Genomic DNA, 20,856 nt, shown 5'->3' with positions numbered 1-20,856 from the left:
CCTGCCACATAGTCACCATTTGGCGGCGCGGGTCATCGCGGCAGCTTCGTGGCCACACCCTCGACCAGCCAGTTCATGCCCAGGATGGCGCCATCGTCCAGCGACTGGCCGGCGGCGATCATGGTCTTGCCCTCGTTGTCCTTCACACCCGTCTTGCCCCCAGCGAATACCGTCAGCCGGCCGTTGGCCATGTCTTTCTGACGCGCCAGCACCTCGGCCTGCACGGCGGCCGGCACCTTGCTGCCGAAGCTGTCGACGCGGATCATGCCCTCGCGCACACCGCCCCAGACCTGTGCGCTCTTCCAGCTGCCGTCCAGCACGGCCTTGACGCGGCGGGTGTAGTAGTCGCCCCACTGGTGGGTGACGGCAGCGACCTGCGCGTCCGGCGCGACCTTGCGCATGTCGGAGTGGTAGGCCACAGCCAGCTTGCCGCGCTCCTGCGCGGCCACCATCACCGCATTGGAGCCGGTGTGGAAGGCCAGTACCTCGGTGCCCTGGTTCATCAGGCTCATGGCCGCGTCGCGCTCGCGCGGCGGGTTGAACCACTCACCGAGGAACACGACGCGCACGGTGGCCTGGGGATTCACCGAACGCATGCCCAGGGTGAAGGCGTTGATGCCCTGCAGCACCTCGGGAATCGGGAAACCCGCCACGTAGCCGGCCTGCGTGGCCATCCGGCCGGCGGCGATGCCGGCGAGGTAGCGGCCTTCGTAGTAGCGCGCATTGGACGCCGCCACGTTGGGCGCAGTCTTGTAGCCGGTGACCGATTCGAACTTCACGTTCGGGAACTCCCGCGCGACCTTCAGCGTGGGCTCCATGTAGCCGAAGCTGGGTGTGAAGATGATCTGGTGGCCCTGCATGGCCAGGTCGCGGATCACGCGCTCGGCGTCCGGGCCCTCGGCCACGTTCTCGACGTAGCTGGTCTTGACCTGGCCAGGCAGCGCGGCCTCCACGGCCAGGCGGCCCTGGTCGTGCTGGCGCACCCAGCCGGCGTCGGTGAGTGGCGCGACGTAGACGAACGCGGCCTTGACCGGCGCCGTGGATTGGGGAAAAGCGGGGGAGAAAAAACAGGCGGCCGCGAGCGCGGCAGCGAGGTTTTTGTACATGGTGGTCCTCTACATGGCTTCCGGAAGACAAAAAAAGCGAGCCGGGGAAGCACCGGCTCGCTGGGACGTGATTTTACCGGTGTGCTGCCAGCCCCGGGTCGGACCGTGGCGGTCCGAGGTCGTACAGGTAGGCCGTGGTGCCGGGGCCGTCCAGTTGTTCGATCAGCGCTCCCCGGCGGTCCGCGTGGTCGAGGATGAAACGCTGCTCGTTGACCCTGACGCGCGGCCGGCAGTGGTTGCAGTTGTGGCTGAAAACGAACCAGGTCCGGCCCGCGCCCAGCACACGATCGATCTCGCTCAGGTAGAGCGCCGGCTCCCAGCGGTGAAAAGTCCCTTCAACAAACTCGCCGGTTTCGAACCCGTACCGCGCTGCGTAGAAGGAGAACGCGGGCACCGCGCCGTAGTACACATAGATCTGGTCCCCAACGCGCCGGTGGTCAGCCACCTCCTTCATCAGCTGCTTGATCTCCTCCATCACCGGGTGGTCCCGCAGATGCTGCCTGTCAAGGTCAACGGCATGGAACAGCAGCAGGCTGGCCAGTCCGAGGTACACGCTGCCTGACAGCCCCGGGTGCCGGTCGCGCAGCCATTGACGGCAGCGCTCCACCCCTTCGGCCAGCGCCAGGGCAGCGGCGGGCATCATGAACAGCAGGAACCGCCCGTGGAACGGGTAGCGCGACAGCGCCGAGGCGACCAGCGTGGCCACCAGCGTGAGCACCATGGCCAGGGCCAGGGGCCGTCGGCGCACCCAGAGCGACGCGGTCCCAACCAGCAGCAACAGCGACGGCACCGCGCCCGCGTGAAAAGAGAACAGATGGTTCAGAACGCCCGACAGGCTCGCGCGGTACCAGCCCCAGTGCGACCAGGGCGGCAGCGGCGCGAAGCTGCGGCGCCAGAAGTCGATGAGGGACGGGTTGGCCGCCACATGGCGAAGGTGCAGCAGGTACAGCACCGCGAAGCTGATCGCCCAGGCGGCGGCCACGCCGCCCCAGGAGCGGAGAAACGACGGGGCGCGCAGCTCGCGCCAGTGCGGCAACACCACCGCGCCGCCCAGCCCGGCCAGCACGAACACCGACGGATGGGAAAACCACACCGACAGTGCACCGGACAAGGCCAGTCGTGTGCGCGCCCGCGACTCGGCTGGCTGCTTCAGTGCCTCGCCGAAACACCACATCAGATAGGCCGCCACCAGCGCATCCAGCGAGTACTGCTTGAGTTCGCTGCTGTAGCGCACATGCTCCGGCGCCAGCGCCACCAGCGCCAGGGCCAACCAGGCGAAGGGCCTGCTGCCGTCCTGGCGCGCCAGCAGGAACACCATCGGCAGCAGGGCCAGACCGGCCAGGAGAGGGACCACCCGCAACAGGTCGTCGGAGCCACCCAGCAGGTGGTGGATCAGCCACTGGAGCAGGAGGAATCCCAGTGGTGCGGCCTGGTCGTACAGCAGCGGCTGCACCAGACCGGACAGGCTCTGGCGCTGGATGTTCACCCCCAGCATCGCCTCGTCGAGCCAGAGGGAACGCCCGGGCGCAAAGTAGTCCAGCCTGAGGAACAGGGCCCAGGCCAGCACGGCCAGCACAGGCAACCATTGCCACGGCAGCCCCGTCTTGCGCATCGTCACCGCCCCACTCCTTCGCCAAACGAATGGGCGAAATTGTGGGTTGCGACACTTTGGAAACGCTTAAGGCGGCCTCAGCCCACGGCGCACGCGGCGATGCGGTCGAACATCTCGCGCCGGCGCTGCTCGGAGACAAAGCTGGCCTCCACGCTGTTTCGCGCCAGCTGGACCACGTCCTCGCGGCTGAGGTCCAGGGCCTGCACCGTCTGTTCGAAGTTGGCGTTCATGTAGCCGCCGAAATAGGCTGGATCGTCCGAATTGACCGTCGCGCACAGGCCAGCGTCCAGCATCTTCTTCAGCGGGTGGTCGCGCAGGTCGTCCACCACGCAGAGCTTGAGGTTGGAGAGCGGGCACACGGTCAGCGGCATCCGGGTGTGGGCCAGCTCGGCCATCAGCAGCGGGTCCTGCAGCGCGGCCACGCCGTGGTCGATGCGCTGTACTTTCAGCAGGTCGATGGCCTGCCACATGTACTCGGGTGGTCCCTCCTCGCCCGCGTGGGCCACGAGCTTCAGACCCAGCTCGCGGCAGCGCGCGAACACTCGCTCGAATTTCTCGGGCGGGTGCCCGACTTCGCTCGAATCCAGCCCGACGCCGATGAAGTGCCCGCGGTACGGCAGCGCCGCCTCCAGCGTGGCGAACGCGTCTTCCTCGCTGAGGTGGCGCAGGAAGCACAGGATCAGCGCCGAGCTGATGCCCAGCTCGAACTCAGCCCGCTTGCACGCGCCGGACAGCCCCTCGATCACCGTCGCCATGGGCACGCCGCGCGCGGTGTGGGTCTGCGGGTCGAAGAACAGCTCGGTATGGATGACGTTGTCGGCCTTGGCGCGCAGGAAGTAGGCCCAGGCCATGTCGTGGAAGTCCTGCGGCTTCAGCAGCACGCTGGCACCCGCGTAGTAGATGTCCAGGAAGCTCTGCAGGTCGGTGAAGGCGTAGGCCGCGCGCAGCGCCTCCACGCTGGGGTAGGCCAGCGGCACGCCGTTGCGCTGCGCGAGGGCAAAGATCAGTTCGGGTTCGAGCGAACCTTCGATGTGGATGTGCAGTTCGGCCTTGGGGATGGCACGGGCGAGTTCGATGGCGTTCATGGGGTCCTTTCGGTTCAGCACACACCCAGCGAGACGCCGGTGCGGGCCAGGTAACGGCGGTAGGCGCTGGACATGCGGTCGGCGGGGCCATGCACTTCGGGGATGGCGCCGTCCTTGCCGATGGGCAGGCGCCGGGGCTGCTGCGATTCGACGATGGGCTTGTCCTGCGCGAACACCGCGTCCTGGAAGGCGCGCAGCTCTTCGTCGTCGCTCAGGTCGCCCAGCGTGGCCATGGCGAACCAGGCGGTGCAGGCTTCCGGTCCGTCGGGGCGGATGAACAGTGCGATGGCATTGCTGACCGGGTCGCCCTCGGCCGCGTCCTTGCGCAGGATGGCCGCGAAGGGGTGTGGCACCTCGTAGCGGTAGGCCACCCAGCCGCCCTCTTCCGCGCCTGCGTAGCCCCTGGGCTGCCAGGCCTTGCATTCGCGCGCATGCACACCGTCGGCGTCCTCGTCCACCCGGCCAGTGTCCACCTGCGCGTGGCTGCGCGCACCCAGCCAGCCTTCGTGCACGAAGCCGAAGTGGCTCAGGTCCAGGAAGTTCTCCACCAGCCGCGGCGCGCTGGTCTCCACCGCGTAGGGTCCGCAGACCACCTGCCGCCACAGGGGATCGTCCCAGGGCTCGAACGCGGGCGGCTGCGCCAGCGAGGCGGGCAGCTGCGAGAGGTCGGGCCGCTCCAGCCGCACCCACACCAGGCCATGGCGCTCCTGCGCCTCGAACGCCTGGGCGCAGTGCGCGGCGGGGGGCTCGAAGGCGGGGGCTGCCGGCACGTGCACGCAGCGCCCCACGGACACCGGCGCACCGTGGTGGCCTTGCGCCGCGGCGCCATCGCCCGCGAACTGCCAGCCGTGGTAGGGGCACTCCAGCCGCGCGCCGTGCAGGTGGGTGAGCACCCGCCCCAGCGACAGCTTCGCACCCCGGTGCGGGCAGCGGTCGGCCCAGGCGTGCACCACGCCGTGCTGTCCCTCGTGGCCGTGCTCGCGCCACAGGACGACGTCCTGCCCCAGCAGCGAGACCGACTGCGGTGCATCGCGCAGATGGATACCGGCGATGACCGGGTGCCAGAGTTGTCTTTCGATCATGTGGTTCCTTGAAACAGAAAAGGCCGCCCGAAGGCGGCCTTTGTTCGGGCTGTCAGCAAAGTTCCGAACTCAGTTCGGGAGCTTCCCCTCGACGCCCTTGACGTAGAACTTGATGCCGCCGAGGAACTTGTCATCGGCCACAGCGTCCTTGGCCAGCACTTCCTTGCCGTCCTGACCCACGATCGGGCCCTTCCAGATGGAGAAGGAACCGTCCTTCAGGCCGGCCTTGATGGTGTCGATCTTGGCCTTGGTTTCGGCCGGCACGTCTTCGGCGATGGAGACCATGTCGATCGCGCCTTCCTTGTGGCCCCACCACACGCCACCGGTGGCCCAGGTGCCTTCCAGCGCGTCCTTGACGGACTTGATGTAGTACGGCCCCCAGTTGATGACAGCCGAACCCAGGTGGGCCTTGGGACCGTAGGCGGTCATGTCGGAGTCCCAGCCGAAGGCGCGCTTGCCCATCTTCTCGGCGGTCTGCAGCACGGCCGAGGAGTCGGTGTTCTGCATCAGCACGTCGGCGCCACCGTTGATCAGCGAGGTGGCTGCTTCGGTTTCCTTCGGCGGATCGAACCAGCCGTTCACCCAGACCACCTTGGTCTTGACCTTGGGGTTCACCGACTGCGCGCCCAGGGTGAAGCTGTTGATGTTGCGGATCACCTCGGGAATTGGGATCGAGGCCACGACGCCCAGGGTATTGGACTTGGTCATGGAACCGGCGATCACACCCGCCATGTAGGCGCCTTCGTAGGTGCGGCTGTCGTAGGTGCGCAGGTTCTCGGCCGTCTTGTAGCCGGTGGCGTGCTCGAACTTCACGTCCTTGAAGTCGGGTGCGACCTTGAGCATGGGCTCCATGTAGCCGAAAGTGGTGCCGAAGATCAGCTTGTTGCCCTGGCTGGCCAGGTCGCGGATCACGCGCTCGGCGTCGGCGCTCTCGGGCACGTTCTCGACGAAGCTGGTCACGATCTTGTCGCCGAACTCGGCTTCGAGGGCCTTGCGGCCGTTGTCGTGGGCGAAGGTCCAGCCGCCGTCACCGACGGGACCGACGTAGGCGAAGGCGACCTTCAGCGGCTCGGCCTTGGGTGCCTCCGCGGCGGCCGGGGCCGGTGCGGGCGCAGCCGCCGGCGCGGCCGCCTCTTCCTTCTTGCCGCAGCCGATCAGGGCCGCGCTGGCCACAGCCGTCAGGGCCGCCAGCTTGATCAGGGAACGCTTGTTCAGGTCGGTCATGGAAACCTCTTGGTGGGTTGGGAGTGAAATGAAACGAACAGTGAATGATTATGAACCGGCACCAGCTCAGGAGCCCGGGTAGAACGGCTTGCCGATCGAGGCCGGCATGTTGACGCGGATCCAGGTCGGGTTGCGCGAGATCAGGACCAGCACAACGATGGTGGCGAGGTAGGGCATCATGGTCAGGAACTGGCTCGGCACATTGACGCCCATGCCCTGCAGGTGGAACTGCAGCATGGTCACGCCACCGAACAGGTAGGCCCCAAGCAACACGCGTGCCGGGCGCCAGGTGGCAAAGGTGGTCAGGGCCAGCGCGATCCAGCCCTTGCCGGCGATCATGCCCTCCACCCACAGCGGGGTGTAGACGGTCGACACGTAGGCGCCGGCCAGACCGCACAGCGCGCCGCCGGCCATCACGGCCAGCAGGCGGATGCGGCGCACCGGGTAACCCAGCGCGTGCGCCGATTCGGGGCTCTCGCCCACGCTGCGCAGCACCAGACCGGCGCGCGTGCGGAACAGGAACCAGATCAGCCCGAAGACCAGGCCCACGCAGACGTAGACCATGGGGTGGTGCCGGAACAGCGCGCTGCCGATGAAGGGGATGTCGGCCAGCAGGGGGATCGCGAAGGTCGATTGCTCGGGCAGCTTTTCCTGCACGTAGGACGTGCCGGCGAAGGCCGAGAAGCCGGCCCCGAACAGCGACAGCGCGAGCCCGGTGGCGTACTGGTTGGTGTTGAGCCAGATCACCAGCCCGCCGAAGATGGCCGCCAGCAACGCGCCCGCCGCCATGCCGGCGGCGAAGCCGGCCACCGTGCTGCCGGTGTGCACCACGGTGGCAAAGCCGGCCAGGGCGGCGCAGAGCATCATGCCTTCGGCCCCCAGGTTGACGATGCCGGCCTTCTCGTTGATCAGCAGGCCCAGCGAGGCGATGGCCAGCACGGTGCCGGCATTGAGCGAGGCGGCGATGAGGAGTGCGGTGGATTCCATGTCAGCGACTCCTTATTTCTTCCACACGACGCGGTAGGCAATCAACGTGTCGCAGGCCAGCAGCGCGAACAGCAGCAGGCCCTGGAACACGCCGGTGATGGACTTGGGCAGGCCCAGGCGCGATTGCGCGAGCTCCCCGCCGATGTAGAACATGCTCATCAGGATGGCCGAGAACACGATGCCCACCGGGTGCAGGCGGCCGACGAAGGCCACGATGATGGCCGCGAAACCGTATCCCGCCGGCACATAGGGCGTGAGCTGTCCGATGGGACCGGCCACCTCCAGCGCCCCCGCCAGCCCGGCCATGCCACCGGAGGTGAGCAGCGCGATCCACAGTGCCTTGCGCGAGGAGAAGCCCGCGTAGCGCGCCGCCGCCGGCGCCAGACCGCCCACCTGCTGGGCAAAGCCCGAGTAGGTGCGGAACAGGAACACCCAGACCGCCGCCACTCCGGCGAGCGCCAGCAGCAGGCCCACGTTCACCCGCGAGCCCTGCATGAGCTTGGGGATCTGCGTGACCGACTCGAAGGTCTTGGTCTGCGGGAAGTTGTAGCCCATGGGGTCTTTCCAGGGGCCATAGACCAGGTAGTTGAGCACTTGTATGGCCACATAGACCAGCATCAGGCTGACCAGGATCTCGTTCGCGTTGAAGCGGTCGCGCAGCAGCGCCGTGATGCCGGCCCACAACATGCCGCCGACGATGCCCGCCACGATGATGGCCGGCACGATCCAGCCGCCGGTGGTCTTGTCGGCGGTCAGCGCCACGCCAGCCGCGAAGATGGCGCCGATCAGGTACTGGCCCTCGGCGCCGATGTTCCAGACGTTGGAGCGGAAACACACGGCCAGCCCGAGCGCGATGATCAGCAGCGGCGTGGCCTTGACCATCAGTTCGGACAGCGCGTAGGTGCTCTTGACCGGCTCCCAGAAGAACACCTGCAGGCCGCGCACCGGGTCCTTGCCCAGGGCGGCGAACAGGATCACGCCGATGGCCACGGTGATGGCCAGCGCCAGCAGCGGCGAGGCATAGCCCCAGCGCGCCGAGGGCTGGGGACGGACTTCAAGCCGCAGCATGGGCAGACTCCTCGTTCTTGTTGTGGTGGTGTGCGGCGTCGTCCCACAGGCCCGACATCCATTCGCCGATGCGCTCGACCGTCGCGTCGGCGCGGTCGATGCTGGGCGAGAGCCGCCCCTTGGCGATCACGTGCAGGCGGTCGCTGATCTCGAACAGCTCGTCCAGTTCCTCGCTGACCACCAGCACCGCGCAACCGGCGTCGCGCAGCCGGAGGATCTCGCCGCGGATCTGCGCCGAAGCGCCCACGTCCACGCCCCAGGTGGGCTGGCTGACGATGAGGAGCTTGGGTTTGGCCTCGATCTCGCGGCCGACGATGAACTTCTGCAGGTTGCCGCCCGAGAGCGACTTGGCCGCCGCGCCCGGCCCGTTGGCCTTGACCTTGTAGCGGGCGATGATGTCCTCGGCCTGCGCCTTGAGCGCGCCCAGCTTGAGCCAGCCGCCTGCGCCCACGGCGTCACGCCGCGAGAGCAGCAGGTTCTGCGCCAGCGACAGCGTGGGCACCGCGCCACGGCCCAGGCGCTCTTCGGGCACGAAGTGCAGACCCAGCGCCCGCCGACGGCCCGGCGGCAGGCGCGAGGCGTCCTGCCCCAGCACGCGGATGCTGCCGGCCGGCGCACGGCGGTCTTCGCCCGAGAGCGCGTAAAGCAGCTCGCCCTGGCCGTTGCCCGACACGCCCGCGATGCCCACCACTTCGCCGGCCCGCACCGTCAGCGCGATCTGGTGCAGGTGGGTGCCGAACGGGTCGTCGCTGGCCAGCGTCAGGTCGCGCACCTGCAGCACATCGGCACCGGCGTTGAGCGCACGGGCTTCCAGCGCCGGCGGCTCGGCGCCGATCATCAGGCGCGAGAGCGAGGCGTTGCTTTCGTTCTGCGGGTTGCACACTCCGGTGACCTGGCCGCCGCGCAGCACGGTGCAGGCGGTGCAGAGCTCGCGGATCTCGTGCAGCTTGTGGCTGATATAGAGGATGGAGCAGCCTTCGGACGCCAGCTTCCTGAGCACCACGAAGAGTTTTTCCACTGCTTGCGGCGTCAGCACCGAGGTCGGCTCGTCCAGGATGAGCAGCTGCGGGCTGGTCAGCAGCGCACGGATGATCTCCACCCGCTGCATCTCGCCCACTGACAGCGTGTGCACGGGGCGCTTGGGGTCGATGTCCAGCCCGTATTCGGCCGCGGTGGCGTCGATGCTGGCCGTCACCTCGTTGAGCGTGAGCGACTTGTCCAGGCCGAGCCAGACGTTCTCGGCCACGGTGATGGTGTCGAACAGGCTGAAGTGCTGGAACACCATGCTGATGCCCAGCGCCCGCGCTTCCTGCGGGTTGCGGATGTGCACCGGCTTGCCGTTGAACATCACCGATCCCTCGTCGGGCTTGACCGAGCCGTAGATGATCTTCATCAGCGTGGATTTGCCGGCACCGTTTTCGCCCAGCACGGCGTGCACCTCGCCGGGGGCGACAGAAAGCGACACATTGCTGTTGGCCACCACGCCGGGGTAGCGCTTGGTGATGCCGGTCAGCTGCAGTCGGGGGGTCGTCAAGGCGATCTCCTTCTCGTTTGTGGGTGGGGTCAGGCCGCGGCGGCCTCGGGGTCGGCGCGCCGCAGCGAGGCCGCCACGGTCTTGATCTGCTCGCGCAGCCAGCGGCCCGCGCTGGAGGCGTGGGTGCGCTCGTGCCAGAGCTGGTAATACATCATTCGCGGGAACTCCACCGGGCACGGCAGCACCTGGACCGGCAGCGCGCCAACGTAGCGCTCGGCGTACTGGCGGCCGGTGGTCAGCACCAGCAGGGTGCCCGCCACCATGGCCGGGATCAGGCCGAAGTGCGGGCAGCGCGCGGTGACGTTGCGCACCAGGCCCTGGCTGGCCAGGTGTTCGTCGATGAAGCCCCGGGCACCGGGGTGGGTGGGCGTGGGGGCGATGTGTTCGGCCGCCAGCCAGGCCTCGATGTCCCAGCCGCGGCGCACGGCCGGGTGGTGGTTGGCCACCAGGCAGACCACCTCGTCGCCGAACAGCCGGCCCAGGTGCAGCTCCTGCGGGGGTTTGGGCCAGTTGCCGATCACCACGTCGTAGTGGCCCTGGGCCAGGTGGGCGCGGTAATCGGCGTCGGCCGACAGCGGGTGGATGTCGATGCCGCAATTCGGCGCCGAGGTCTTGACCTGCGTCACCAGCTGGGGCAGGAACAGCGGGTCCAGGTAGTCGCTGGCGGCCAGGCTGAAGGTCTGGCGCGCGGTGGCCGGGTCGAAGGCGCGGGCGTCGGAGAACAGCATTTCCGCGCTGCGCAGGATCTCGGCCGCCGGTTCGATCATGCGCAGACCGGCCACCGTGGGCACCATGCTGGCGCCCGAACGCACCAGAAGAGGATCCCCCGCCAGTTCGCGCAGGCGCTTGAGCGCGGCGCTGACCGCCGGCTGGTACATGCCCAGCCGCAGGGCTGCCCGCGACACGCTGCGTTCCGTGAGGACGGTGTGCAGCACGCGGATCAGGTGCAGGTCAATCTTGTCGAACATGGAGACGTATTTCATACCCGGAGCTCATGCGCGCGGATGGAGGTTCCGGCATTCTCGCCATACGCCTGAGCATATGTTGTGCCACGGCCCCCGGCGCTATGCTGAGCCGCATGAATGCAAAAAAACCCGGGCAAACCCTGAGATTCCTGCGCTGCGGCGAAGCCGTGACGGTCCACGATGTGGCGCCCGACCGCACCCTGCTGGACCTGCTGCGCGAAGACCTGCACCTGTGCGCCACCAAAGAAGGCTGTGGCGAGGGCGACTGCGGCGCCTGCACCGTGGTGCTGGGCGAGGCCGTTGACGGCCGACTCACCTACAAGGCCATCAACAGCTGCATCCGTCTGGCGCACTCGGTGGACGGCATGGCGGTGTACACGGCCGAGGACATCGCATCGCCGTCGGGCGAGCTGCACCCCGCCCAGGAGGCGATGGTGCGCTGCCACGGCAGCCAGTGCGGCTTCTGCACGCCGGGCTTCGTGATGAGCCTGTTCGGCATGTACCAGAACACACGGGGTGGAAAGGGCATTGACCGTGAGCAGGCGCAGGCCAACCTATCGGGCAACCTCTGCCGCTGCACCGGCTACCGGCCCATCCTGGACGCGGCGCAGCAGATGGGCGCCCTGCCCCTGCCCGCCGGCTGCACGGTGGACGAGGCGGCCACGGTGGCCGCTCTGCGTGAACTGAAGAAAAAGAAGCCGGCGGCGGACACGCCCTACCTGCGCCCAGCCACGCTGTCCGGCCTGCTGCAGGCCCGCGCCGCGCACCCGCAGGCCCAGGTGGTGGCCGGCACCACCGACGTGGGGCTGTGGGTCACCAAGATGCACAAGCGCTTCCCGCAGGTGCTGGACGTGACCGCCGCGCGCGAGCTGCAGCGTGTGGAAACCTACCCGCACCACATCGCCATCGGCGCGGCCGTCACCCTGACCGACGCCTTTGCCGCGCTGGTCAAGGAGCGCCCGCACCTGCTGACATTCAGCCAGCGCTTCGCCGGCCTGCCGGTGCGCAACTCGGGCACCCTGGGCGGCAACGTGGCCAATGGCTCGCCCATCGGCGACTCCATGCCGCTGCTGATCGCGCTCGGTGCCAGCGTGGTGCTGATGCGCTGGAAGAAGACGAAAGCCGGCGGCGAGATCGCCCACCGCGAACTGCGCCTGGAAGACCTCTACACCGGCTACCGGACGAACGTGATGCGCCCGGATGAGCTGCTGTGCTGGATCAAGGTACCCCGGCCGACCGGACACGCTCTGGAAAAGGTCTACAAGATCAGCAAGCGCTTCGACGACGACATCTCGGCGGTGTGTCTGGCCATCCAGATGACGGTGAAAGCCGGGGTGGTGCAACAGGTCTCCATCGGCGCCGGCGGCGTGGCAGCCACGCCCGCCCGCGCGCGTAAGACCGAAGCCGCCCTGCTCGGCCAGGCCTGGAACGAGGACACCGTGATGGCCGCCACCGCCGCCCTGCGCGCCGAGTTCCAGCCCATCAGCGACATGCGCGCCAGCGCCGCCTACCGCCAGACGGTGCTGGGCAACCTGCTGCGCCGCTTCTGGCTGGAAAGCCAGGGGCAGCAGGCCATCAACCTCGAAAGCCTCAAGACCCTGGAGGCCCTGTCATGAACGCACCGGATCTCAAGCTCGTGGTGGACAACACGCCCGCCACCACCGCAGCCGGCGTCTCGCGCTTTCACGAAAGCGCCCGCGCCCAGGTGGCCGGCGCCGCCACCTACATCGACGACATCCCCGAGGTGCGCGGCACCCTGCACGCCGCGCCGGTGTGTTCGCCGGTGGCTCACGGGGTGCTCTTGAGGCTGGACCCGTCCGCCGCCCTCGCCGTGCCCGGCGTGCATGCCTTCATCGGTCCCGACGACATCCCGGGGGACCAGATGCTCGCCGCCTTCGCTCACGACGAACCCGTCTTCGCCCAGGGCACGGTGCAGTTCCTCGGCCAGGTCGGTGGCCTGATCGTGGCCGACGACGTGATGACCGCGCGCCGCGCGGCCCGTCTGGTGAAGTGGGACATCGAAGCGCTGGAGCCGGTGCTCACGCCGCAGCAGGCGCATGCCAAGCAAAGTTATGTGCTGCCGCCGGTGCACGTGACACGCGGCGATGCGGCGGCCGCGCTGCAGAAGGCGCCGCACACGCTGGCCGGCGCGTTCGAGGTCGGCGGTCAGGAACACTTCTACCTCGAAGGCCAGATCGCCTACGTGCTGCCGCTGGAGCAGCAGCAGTGGTGGGTCTGGAGCAGCACCCAGCACCCGGGCGAGGTGCAGCACTGGGTCTCGCACGCGCTGGGCCTGTCCAACCACGCGGTCACGGTGGAATGCCGGCGCATGGGCGGTGGTTTCGGCGGCAAGGAGACGCAGGCCGGGCATCTGGCGGTGTGGGCCGCCATCGCCGCGAACAAGCTGCGCCGGCCGGTCAAGCTGCGCCTGGACCGCGACGACGACTTCATGGTCACCGGCAAGCGCCACCCGTTCGCCTACAGCTACCGCGTCGGCTTCGACGACCGCGGCCGCCTCTGCGGGCTGGAGCTGGACATGCTGGCCAACTGCGGCTTCAGCGCGGACCTGTCGGGCCCGGTGGCCGACCGCGCCGTCTTCCACGCCGACAACGCCTACTTCCTCGAAGACGTCGCGATCCACTCCTACCGCTGCAAGACGAACACGCAGAGCCACACCGCCTACCGCGGCTTCGGCGGCCCGCAGGGCGTGATCGTCATCGAACGCATCATGGGCGACATCGCGCGCCACTTGGGGCTTGATGCGCTGGACGTGCGGCTGGCCAACCTCTACGGCATTACCGAGCGCAACGTCACGCACTACCAGATGACGGTGGAAGACAACATCCTCGAACCGCTCATGACGCAGCTGGCGCGCACCAGCGGCTACCGCGAGCGCGCCGAGCAGATCGCGCAGTGGAACGCCGGCAGCCCGGTCATCAAACGCGGCATCTCGCTCACGCCGGTCAAGTTCGGCATCAGCTTCACCGCCACCCTGTTCAACCAGGCCGGCGCGCTGGTGCACGTCTACACCGACGGCAGCGTGCAGGTGAACCACGGCGGCACCGAGATGGGCCAGGGCCTGAACACCAAGGTCGCGGCCATCGTGGCCGACGAGCTGGGCGTGCCCTTCGAGCGCGTGCTCAGCACCGCCAGCGACACCAGCAAGGTGCCCAACGCCAGCGCCACCGCCGCCAGCAGCGGCACCGACCTGAACGGCCGTGCGGCCCAGTTCGCCGCGCGCCAGGTGCGCCAGAACCTCGCGGCCTTCGTGGCCGGGCTGGACGGCGTGGGCGCGGGCGCGGTGCGCTTCGAAAACGGGCAGGTCATCACCGAGAAGACCACGCGCAGCTGGGAATCGGTGGTGGGCGCGGCGTATGCCAACCGCATCCAGCTCTGGAGCGACGGCTTCTACCGCACGCCCAAGATCCACTACGACAAGGTCACCATGCTGGGCCGGCCCTTCTACTACTTCGCCTACGGCGCGGCGGTGACCGAGGTGGCCATCGACACGCTGACCGGCGAGAGCCGCGTCCTGGCTGTGGACATCCTGCACGACGTGGGGCGCAGCATCAACCCGGCCATCGACATCGGCCAGATCGAGGGCGGTTTCGTGCAGGGCATGGGCTGGCTGACCACCGAACAACTCGTTTGGAACGGCAAGGGCTACCTGCAGACCCACGCGCCGAGCACCTACAAGATCCCGGCCACCGGGGACATCCCCGCGCACTTCAAGGTGGACCTCTGGCCCGAACCCAACCGCGAGGACAACGTGCACGGCAGCAAGGCCGTGGGCGAGCCGCCGTTCATGCTGGCGATCAGCGTGTTCGAGGCGCTGCGAGACGCGGTGGCCCAGGCCGGCGGGCGGCCGGAGGCCATGAACGCGCCGGCCACGGCCGAAGAGGTGCTGAACAGCCTGGCCTGATCATCGCTGCCGGGTCTGGCGCCCGGCCCGACGCCCGGTCACTGCATGCGGTGCCGCCGCAGCGAGGTGGCCGGCAGTTCGCCGAAGCGCTGACGGAACAGCCTTGCGAAGTGGCCGAAGTGGGCAAATCCCCAGCCTGCGGCGACCGACCGCACGGTGGCACCGGGCTGGGCCAGCAGCAGCTCGGCCCGCACGCCCTGCAGGCGCTGTTCGCGCAGCGCCTCCATGGGCGTGCAGCCCCGGTATTCGCGGAACGCCTGGCTCAGCGACCGCACGCTGACGCCGGCCACCGCCGCCAGTTCACCCAGCGTGGGCGCATGCCGCGCGTGTTCTCGGATGTGCCGCTCCGCGGCCAGCACATGCCGCGGCGCCAGCCGGTACTCGTTCTGCACGACCGGCCGGTCCAGGTGCGCGCGCCACTGCGTGAGCAGGTGCACACCGACCATCTCCTCCAGATGCCGTCCCAGGGGACCGTCCTGCACCGCCTCGGGCATGTGGGTGACGCACTGGCAGACGTAGTTCAGCAGCCCGATCCACGGCGAGCCCGCCCCGCCCAGGCGGAAGCTGCGCCGCCACAGTCGGTCGTCGGCCGGGCCGCCAAACCAGCGCTCGTGCAGGCGGTCCAGGGCGTCGTGTTCGAAGGTCAGGTTCACCTGCAGGTGCCCGGGGTCGAAGTCCACCCAGTAGGGGGTGCGCGAGTTGTCGACCACGAAGGCATCGCCCACCCCCGTGTCGCTGAACGCGCGCGGCGCGCTCCAGTGGCGCGCCGCGCCTCGCAGCGTGGTCAGCACCATGCCGGTGCCGGCCTCGGGCGAGAAGTCCTTGATGTTCACCGGGATGCCGTACTTGAAGCGGCTGAGTGTGAAGTGGCCGATCCGGGTCGCATCAAGCACCGAGTCCGGGCGCCGGGCCTTGCCCAGCGGTGTGACGGTGTAGGGCATGTAGACCTGGTCCGACCACTGGCGGATGTCGTCCCACTCGCTGGAGGCCACCAGACGGTGGCGCGTGCTCGGGCGCCCGTGGGCGTCGTGGACCAGCACATCGCGGATGGCGTCCATGGGGGTGTCTCCTTTGCCGCGGCTTCGCCCCGGATCAGCGGTGATGGTAGACCGCGGTCTCGAACTCCACAAACCCGGGGTAGGAGGCCGTGTCCTGGAACGGCAGGATCTGCGTGCCCCAGTAACCGCCGATGCCGTTCTTCCGGTCGATCCAGTAGTAGCAGTTGGCCAGTCCCGCCCACATCGGCGACCCGGCAGGGCGCCCGCTGGGCGTGGCTTCCCGGTTGAGCATGAAGGTGTGGCCCCAACCCTTGTCGGTGCCGGGGAAGAACTCGCCCGTGTTGCTGAGCGAGGGAATGGAGCTGGTCCATCCGCCCGCCGACAGGCCCATGGCGGCCAGACCGTCCTGGCACATGGCGGCCACCGTCTCGGGCCGCAGCACGCGGCCGTGCGGCCCCGCCCCGTCGTTGAGCATCATGCGGATGAACTTCATGTACTCGCCCACCGTCCCGTACAGACCGTGCCCGCCACAGTCCATCACGGCCGGCTGGGGCAGGGCCAGATCGGGCAGCGGCGTGAGCCGGCCGTCCGCCGCACGGTCGTGGATGGTCGCGCGGCGCTGCGCCATCGATTCGTTCATGGTGAAGGCGATGTCCTGCATGCCCAGCGGCTCGAACACGCGCTCGCGCATCACCTCGCCCAGGCGCCGGCCGCGCAAGTTCTCGATCACCAGGCCCGCCCAGTCCATGTTCACGCCGTAGGTCCATGCCGCGCCGGGGTCGTGCAACAGCACGGTTCGGATCGACGGCAGCGAGCTCGACACCACGGTGGGAATGCCCCGGGCCGTGCGGAACCGCAGGTCGTCGTGGCTGAAGAACTCGTAGCCAAGGCCCGAGGTGTGCAGCATCAGGTCGTTGAGGGTGATGCGCCGCCGGGGCGCGCGCGTCCGGGGCTGGCCGTCGGCGTCGAAACCGTCCAGCACCTGCAGTTCGTCGATCTCCGGCACGTAGTGACCCGCCGGGTCGTCCAGGCGCACCAGGCCCTCCTCCACCAGCTGCATCAGGCACACGCCGGCCAGCGCCTTGGTGGTGGAAAAGAGGGCCAGCACCGTGTCGGTGGTCATGGCCCCGTCCTTGCCCAGCTCGCGCACGCCCGCCGCGCCTTCGTAGAAGTTGCGCTCGCGGCCGGTGGCCATGGCCACCACCCCCGGGGAGCCGCCGTGGCGGCCCACGTTCTGCTGCAGCACCGCGTCCAGCGCGGTGTTCATCCTGGTCGTCGTCATGTGTCTGTCTCCATCGCGCGGCTGTTCGGAGCACCCGCACCGGGCCGCGGCTCACCGGATGGCAGGTGCGACCCAGTCTAGGAAGCGGGTGGGTGAAAGCCTGTCCGGGTCCGGCAGGGGGCTGTCCGGATCTGGTGAATTGATGCCGGTGATCTGCCTACGACCTGATTGATCCGTTTTGATTGACCCGTTTTGGGTCTAACTTTGATCTTGTCGGGTCGAATTCGACCACCTAGCATCCTTCCCCAAGTGCCACCCGGCGATGGTGGTGCGTCGAAGGAGACAAGCCAGTGATCTGGAAAGAACTGAAAAGCGGCGAACGCACCGTGCTGGACCATGTGTTCTGGTCCAGCGGGATCTCGCGCGACGCGCTCGCGACGGCGTCCTCGTTCTCCAAGACCCGCGCCAACGCCGCAGTGGCCGAACTGCTCGAACAGGGCCTGCTGGAACACACCGGCGAACAGGTGGGCACCGGCGGACGGCGCGCCGAGACCCTGCGCCTGAGCCGCAGCCTGGGCGTGCTGATCGGTGTGGCGGTGGGCGCGACGGGACTGGAGGTAGGCGTGCTCAGCCCCGACCTGACCGTGATGGCCCACCACAGCGAGCCGGCCGACGTGCGCGACGGCCCGGTGCCCATCCTCTCGCGCATCCGTGCGCTGATGCGCGAGCTGCTCACGCAGTGCGGCCTGCAGGCGCGCCAGGTCATCGCCATCGGCATCGGCCTGCCCGGCCCGGTGGATTTCGACAGCGGCCAGCTCGTGAACCCGCCGCTGATGCCGCAGTGGGACACCTATTCCATCCGGGACGACCTGGCCAGCGACTTCACCGCCCCCGTGTTCGTCGACAACGACGTCAACGTGATGGCGCTGGGCGAGCTCTGGCGCATGCAGCGCGGGCTGCAGAACTTCCTGGTGGTGAAGGTGGGCACCGGCATCGGCTGCGGCGTGGTCTGCCACGGCCAGGTCTACCGCGGCGCCAACGGCTCGGCCGGCGACGTGGGGCACATCTGCGTGGTGCCCGATGGCCCGCGCTGCCACTGCGGCAACCTGGGCTGCGTCGAGGCCATGGCCGCCGGCCCGGCCATCGCGCGCATGGCGGCCGAGGCCGCCGAGGCCGGCCAGAGCCCACTGCTCGCGCGCCTGATCGCCGAGCGCGGCGGCCTGCGCCTGCAGGACGTGGCCGAGGCCAGCCGCGGCGGCGACCTGGCCGCCAACCAGGTGATCCAGCGCTCGGGCGCCTATGTGGGGCAGATGCTCGCCTCGGTGGTGAACTTCTTCAATCCGTCGCACGTGTTCATCGGCGGCGGCATCACGCGCGTGGGGCCGCTGTTCCTGGCCGCCGTGCGCCAGAGCGTCTACCACCGCTCGCTGGCGCTCTCCACGCGCCACCTCGAGATCCAGTACACGCCGCTGGGCGAACGCGCCGGCCTGATCGGCGCGGGCGTGCTCGCCATGCAGGAAAGCCTGCGCCGGATGGAGGTGGCCTGATGACCACACCCGACACCGCCGGTGTGCGCGTCGAGCTGCGCGGCATCGTCAAGCGCTTCGGACCGGTGCAGGTGCTGCACGGCGTGGACCTGGCGTTCGAGCCCGGCCGCATCGTCGGCCTGCTGGGCGAGAACGGCGCGGGCAAGTCCACGCTCATGAAGATCCTCGCGGGCTACGAGGCGCCCAGCGAAGGCGGGATCGTGGTCAACGGCCGCGCCGTGGTGTTCGACGGACCTCGCGCGGCCGAGGCCGAAGGCATCGTGCTGATCCACCAGGAGTTCAACCTCGCCGAAGACCTCACGGTGGCGCAGAACATGTTCCTCGGCCACGAGATGCGCCGCGGCTGGTTCGTCGACGACGCGGCGATGCGGGGCATCGCGCGCGGCCTGCTCGACGACGTGGGCCTGGGCCAGGTGGACCCGGACACGCGCGTGCGCGACCTCATCGTGGCCGAGCGGCAGCTGGTCGAAATCGCCAAGGCGCTCTCGCGCAAGGCGCGCGTGCTCATCATGGACGAGCCCACCGCCACGCTGACGCCCGGCGAGACCGGTCGGCTGTTCGAGCTGGTGGCGCGGCTCCAGGCCGACGGTGTGACCATCGTCTTCATCTCGCACAAGCTCGACGAGGTGGAACGCATCACCGAGGAGGTCGTGGTGATGCGCGACGGCCGCCTGGTGGCCCGCCAGCCCACGGCCTCGCTCACGCGGGCACAGATGGCCAGCCTGATGGTGGGCCGCGAGCTGGAGGACCTCTACCCGCCCCGCCGGGCCGTGCCGGCCGACGCGCCGGTGCTGCTGTCGGTGCAGGACCTGAGCGTGCCCGGCTGGGCGCAGGACGTGAGCTTCGAGGTGCGGGCGGGCGAGGTGTTCGGCTTCGCCGGTCTGGTGGGCGCGGGCCGCACCGAGCTGTTCGAGGGCCTGCTGGGCCTGCGCGAGCGCCACGCGCGCGCGGTGTCCGTGGCTGGCAGTACGGTGCTGCCGCGCTCGCCGCGCGCCGCGGCCGAGGCCGGCCTGACCTACCTCAGCGAAGACCGCAAGGGGCGCGGGCTGCATGTGCACTTCGGGCTGCGCCAGAACCTCACGCTGATGGCGCTCGAACACCACGCGAAGCCCTGGCTGGACCCGGCCAGCGAGCGCCAGGCGCTGGAACAGGCGGTGCGCGAGTTCGGCATCCGCTGCGGTTCGCCCGACGTGACCGCGGGCTCGCTCTCGGGCGGCAACCAGCAGAAGCTCGCGCTGGCCAAGGTGCTGCACCCCGGGCCGCGCGTGGTGGTGCTCGACGAACCCACACGCGGCGTGGACATCGGCGCCAAGCGCGAGATCTACGCGCTCATCCGCCGTCTCGCCGACGAGGGCCGGGCCGTGGTGGTGATCTCGTCCGAACTCATGGAACTCATCGGCCTGTGCCACCGCGTCGCGGTGATGCGCGCGGGCCGCCTGCAGGCCACGCTGATGGCCGCCCAACTGAACGAACAGGAGCTGATCGCCCATGCCACCGGAACACACTGACGCCCCCTGGACGACCCCGTCCGCCACCGGGTCCGGCCGCGCGCTGCGCCTGCCCGCGTTCGGCCCGCTGCTGGGCCTGGCGCTGCTGTGCATCGCGGGCACCCTGCTCAACGGCGAGTTCGCCACGCTGGACAACGCCATGAACGTGCTCACCCGCACCGCCTTCATCGGCATCATCGCGGTGGGCATGTGCTTCGTGATCATCTCGGGCGGCATCGACCTCTCCGTGGGCTCCATGGCCGCGCTGATCGCGGGCGTGACCATCCTGCTCATGAACAAGATCGCACCGCTGGGCTGGTCGCCGGTGGCGGTGGTGATGCTGGGCATGGCCACCGCGGTGCTGCTGGGCGCGCTGTTCGGCCTGGCGCACGGCCTGCTCATCACGCGCGGTCGCATCGAGCCCTTCATCGTCACGCTGGGCACGCTGGGCATCTTCCGCGCCTACCTCACCTACTTCGCAGAAGGCGGCGCGCTGGCGCTGGACGACACACTCGCCGACACCTACGGCCCGGTCTACTACGGCAGCCTGCTGGGCGTGCCGATCCCGGTGTGGGTGTTCGCGCTGGTGGCCATCGGCGGCGCGCTGCTGCTCAACCGCACGGCCTACGGCCGCTACGTGCAGGCCATCGGTTCCAACGAACAGGTGGCGCGCTACGCGGCGGTGGATGTGGACCGCACCAAGGTGCTGACCTACACCCTGCTGGGCGTGTGCGTGGGCATCGCCACCCTGCTCTACGTGCCGCGCCTGGGTTCGGCCTCGCCCACCACCGGCCTGCTGTGGGAGCTCGAAGCCATCGCCGCCGTCATCGTGGGCGGCACCGCGCTGCGCGGCGGCGCCGGCAGCATCGGCGGCACCGTGGTCGGCGCCATCCTGCTCTCGGTCATCAGCAACATCCTCAACCTCACCAGCATCATCAGCGTGTACCTCAACGCGGCGGTGCAGGGTTTCGTGATCATCGCCGTCGCATTCATGCAGCGGCGGCGTCCGTGAAGGCA

16 protein-coding genes are annotated in these 20,856 nt (G+C 69.0%); 5 read left to right on the top strand and 11 right to left on the bottom strand.

The window, feature by feature from the left end; all coding sequences use genetic code 11:
• Positions 1-32 precede the first annotated feature (32 nt).
• The 9 genes from BC358_RS03575 to BC358_RS03535 all read right to left on the bottom strand — a co-directional run bounded on the left by BC358_RS03575 (position 33) and on the right by BC358_RS03535 (position 10,681).
• Entirely contained in the window at positions 33-1,106 is a 1,074-nt protein-coding gene (locus BC358_RS03575) for a BMP family ABC transporter substrate-binding protein (protein ID WP_079364679.1), read from the bottom strand.
• A gap of 73 nt (positions 1,107-1,179) precedes the next feature.
• A complete protein-coding gene (locus tag BC358_RS03570) occupies positions 1,180-2,724 on the bottom strand; it encodes a glycosyltransferase family 39 protein (protein ID WP_143434146.1) in 1,545 nt (514 codons plus the stop codon).
• 71 nt (positions 2,725-2,795) lie between these two features.
• Complete coding sequence (locus BC358_RS03565) at positions 2,796-3,803, bottom strand: adenosine deaminase (protein ID WP_079364677.1); 1,008 nt, start codon at positions 3,801-3,803, stop codon at positions 2,796-2,798.
• Positions 3,804-3,817: 14 nt separating this feature from the next.
• Positions 3,818-4,885 carry an aromatic ring-hydroxylating dioxygenase subunit alpha gene (locus tag BC358_RS03560; protein WP_079364676.1) on the bottom strand — a complete coding sequence of 356 codons (1,068 nt, stop codon included), beginning with the start codon at positions 4,883-4,885 and terminating at the stop codon, positions 3,818-3,820.
• A 69-nt stretch (positions 4,886-4,954) separates the two neighbouring features.
• Entirely contained in the window at positions 4,955-6,109 is a 1,155-nt protein-coding gene (locus BC358_RS03555; RefSeq protein WP_066156384.1) for a BMP family ABC transporter substrate-binding protein, read from the bottom strand.
• Between the two features lie 66 nt (positions 6,110-6,175).
• A complete protein-coding gene (locus BC358_RS03550) occupies positions 6,176-7,096 on the bottom strand; it encodes an ABC transporter permease (protein WP_066156381.1) in 921 nt (306 codons plus the stop codon).
• A gap of 12 nt (positions 7,097-7,108) precedes the next feature.
• The gene (locus BC358_RS03545) at positions 7,109-8,164 is read right to left on the bottom strand and encodes an ABC transporter permease (protein ID WP_079364675.1); all 1,056 of its coding nucleotides are present in this window, start codon (positions 8,162-8,164) and stop codon (positions 7,109-7,111) included.
• Positions 8,151-9,731, bottom strand: coding sequence for an ABC transporter ATP-binding protein (locus tag BC358_RS03540; RefSeq protein WP_079364773.1), 1,581 nt, complete (start codon positions 9,729-9,731; stop codon positions 8,151-8,153). The genes BC358_RS03545 and BC358_RS03540 overlap by 14 nt, the downstream gene beginning before the upstream one ends.
• Positions 9,728-10,681, bottom strand: coding sequence for a LysR family transcriptional regulator (locus BC358_RS03535; RefSeq protein ID WP_079364674.1), 954 nt, complete (start codon positions 10,679-10,681; stop codon positions 9,728-9,730). The genes BC358_RS03540 and BC358_RS03535 overlap by 4 nt, the downstream gene beginning before the upstream one ends.
• 95 nt (positions 10,682-10,776) lie before the next feature.
• On the opposite strand from BC358_RS03535, the gene xdhA reads away from it, so the two are divergent.
• Both xdhA and xdhB read left to right on the top strand, forming a co-directional pair.
• Positions 10,777-12,279, top strand: a complete 1,503-nt coding sequence (gene xdhA, locus BC358_RS03530) for a xanthine dehydrogenase small subunit (RefSeq protein ID WP_143434145.1) — start codon at positions 10,777-10,779, stop codon at positions 12,277-12,279.
• Positions 12,276-14,585 (top strand): xanthine dehydrogenase molybdopterin binding subunit, encoded by a 2,310-nt coding sequence (xdhB, locus tag BC358_RS03525; RefSeq protein ID WP_079364672.1) that lies wholly within the window; start codon positions 12,276-12,278, stop codon positions 14,583-14,585. Before xdhA ends, xdhB begins: the two co-directional genes overlap by 4 nt.
• A 38-nt stretch (positions 14,586-14,623) precedes the next feature.
• Here the strand turns inward: xdhB and BC358_RS03520 are convergent, their stop codons facing one another.
• Together BC358_RS03520 and BC358_RS03515 are read right to left on the bottom strand one after the other, a co-directional pair.
• The gene (locus BC358_RS03520) at positions 14,624-15,643 is read right to left on the bottom strand and encodes a helix-turn-helix transcriptional regulator (protein WP_079364671.1); all 1,020 of its coding nucleotides are present in this window, start codon (positions 15,641-15,643) and stop codon (positions 14,624-14,626) included.
• Between the two features lie 34 nt (positions 15,644-15,677).
• Positions 15,678-16,865, bottom strand: a complete 1,188-nt coding sequence (locus BC358_RS03515) for a serine hydrolase (RefSeq protein ID WP_066156358.1) — start codon at positions 16,863-16,865, stop codon at positions 15,678-15,680.
• A 290-nt stretch (positions 16,866-17,155) separates the two neighbouring features.
• Between BC358_RS03515 and BC358_RS03510 the strand changes: the two genes are divergently transcribed.
• The 3 genes from BC358_RS03510 to BC358_RS03500 are packed head-to-tail and all read left to right on the top strand — an operon-like array spanning position 17,156 to position 20,851.
• Entirely contained in the window at positions 17,156-18,352 is a 1,197-nt protein-coding gene (locus BC358_RS03510; protein ID WP_174545247.1) for an ROK family protein, read from the top strand.
• A complete protein-coding gene (locus BC358_RS03505; protein ID WP_066156356.1) occupies positions 18,352-19,860 on the top strand; it encodes a sugar ABC transporter ATP-binding protein in 1,509 nt (502 codons plus the stop codon). Before BC358_RS03510 ends, BC358_RS03505 begins: the two co-directional genes overlap by 1 nt.
• Positions 19,841-20,851, top strand: coding sequence for an ABC transporter permease (locus BC358_RS03500; protein ID WP_143434144.1), 1,011 nt, complete (start codon positions 19,841-19,843; stop codon positions 20,849-20,851). The genes BC358_RS03505 and BC358_RS03500 overlap by 20 nt, the downstream gene beginning before the upstream one ends.
• Positions 20,852-20,856: the final 5 nt, after the last annotated feature.

This window comes from Hydrogenophaga sp. H7, from assembly GCF_002025745.1.
Taxonomy (GTDB): domain Bacteria; phylum Pseudomonadota; class Gammaproteobacteria; order Burkholderiales; family Burkholderiaceae_C; genus Hydrogenophaga; species Hydrogenophaga pseudoflava.
The sequence above is the reverse complement of the archived record's forward strand: the minus strand, read 5'-3'. Positions and strand labels throughout refer to the sequence as shown.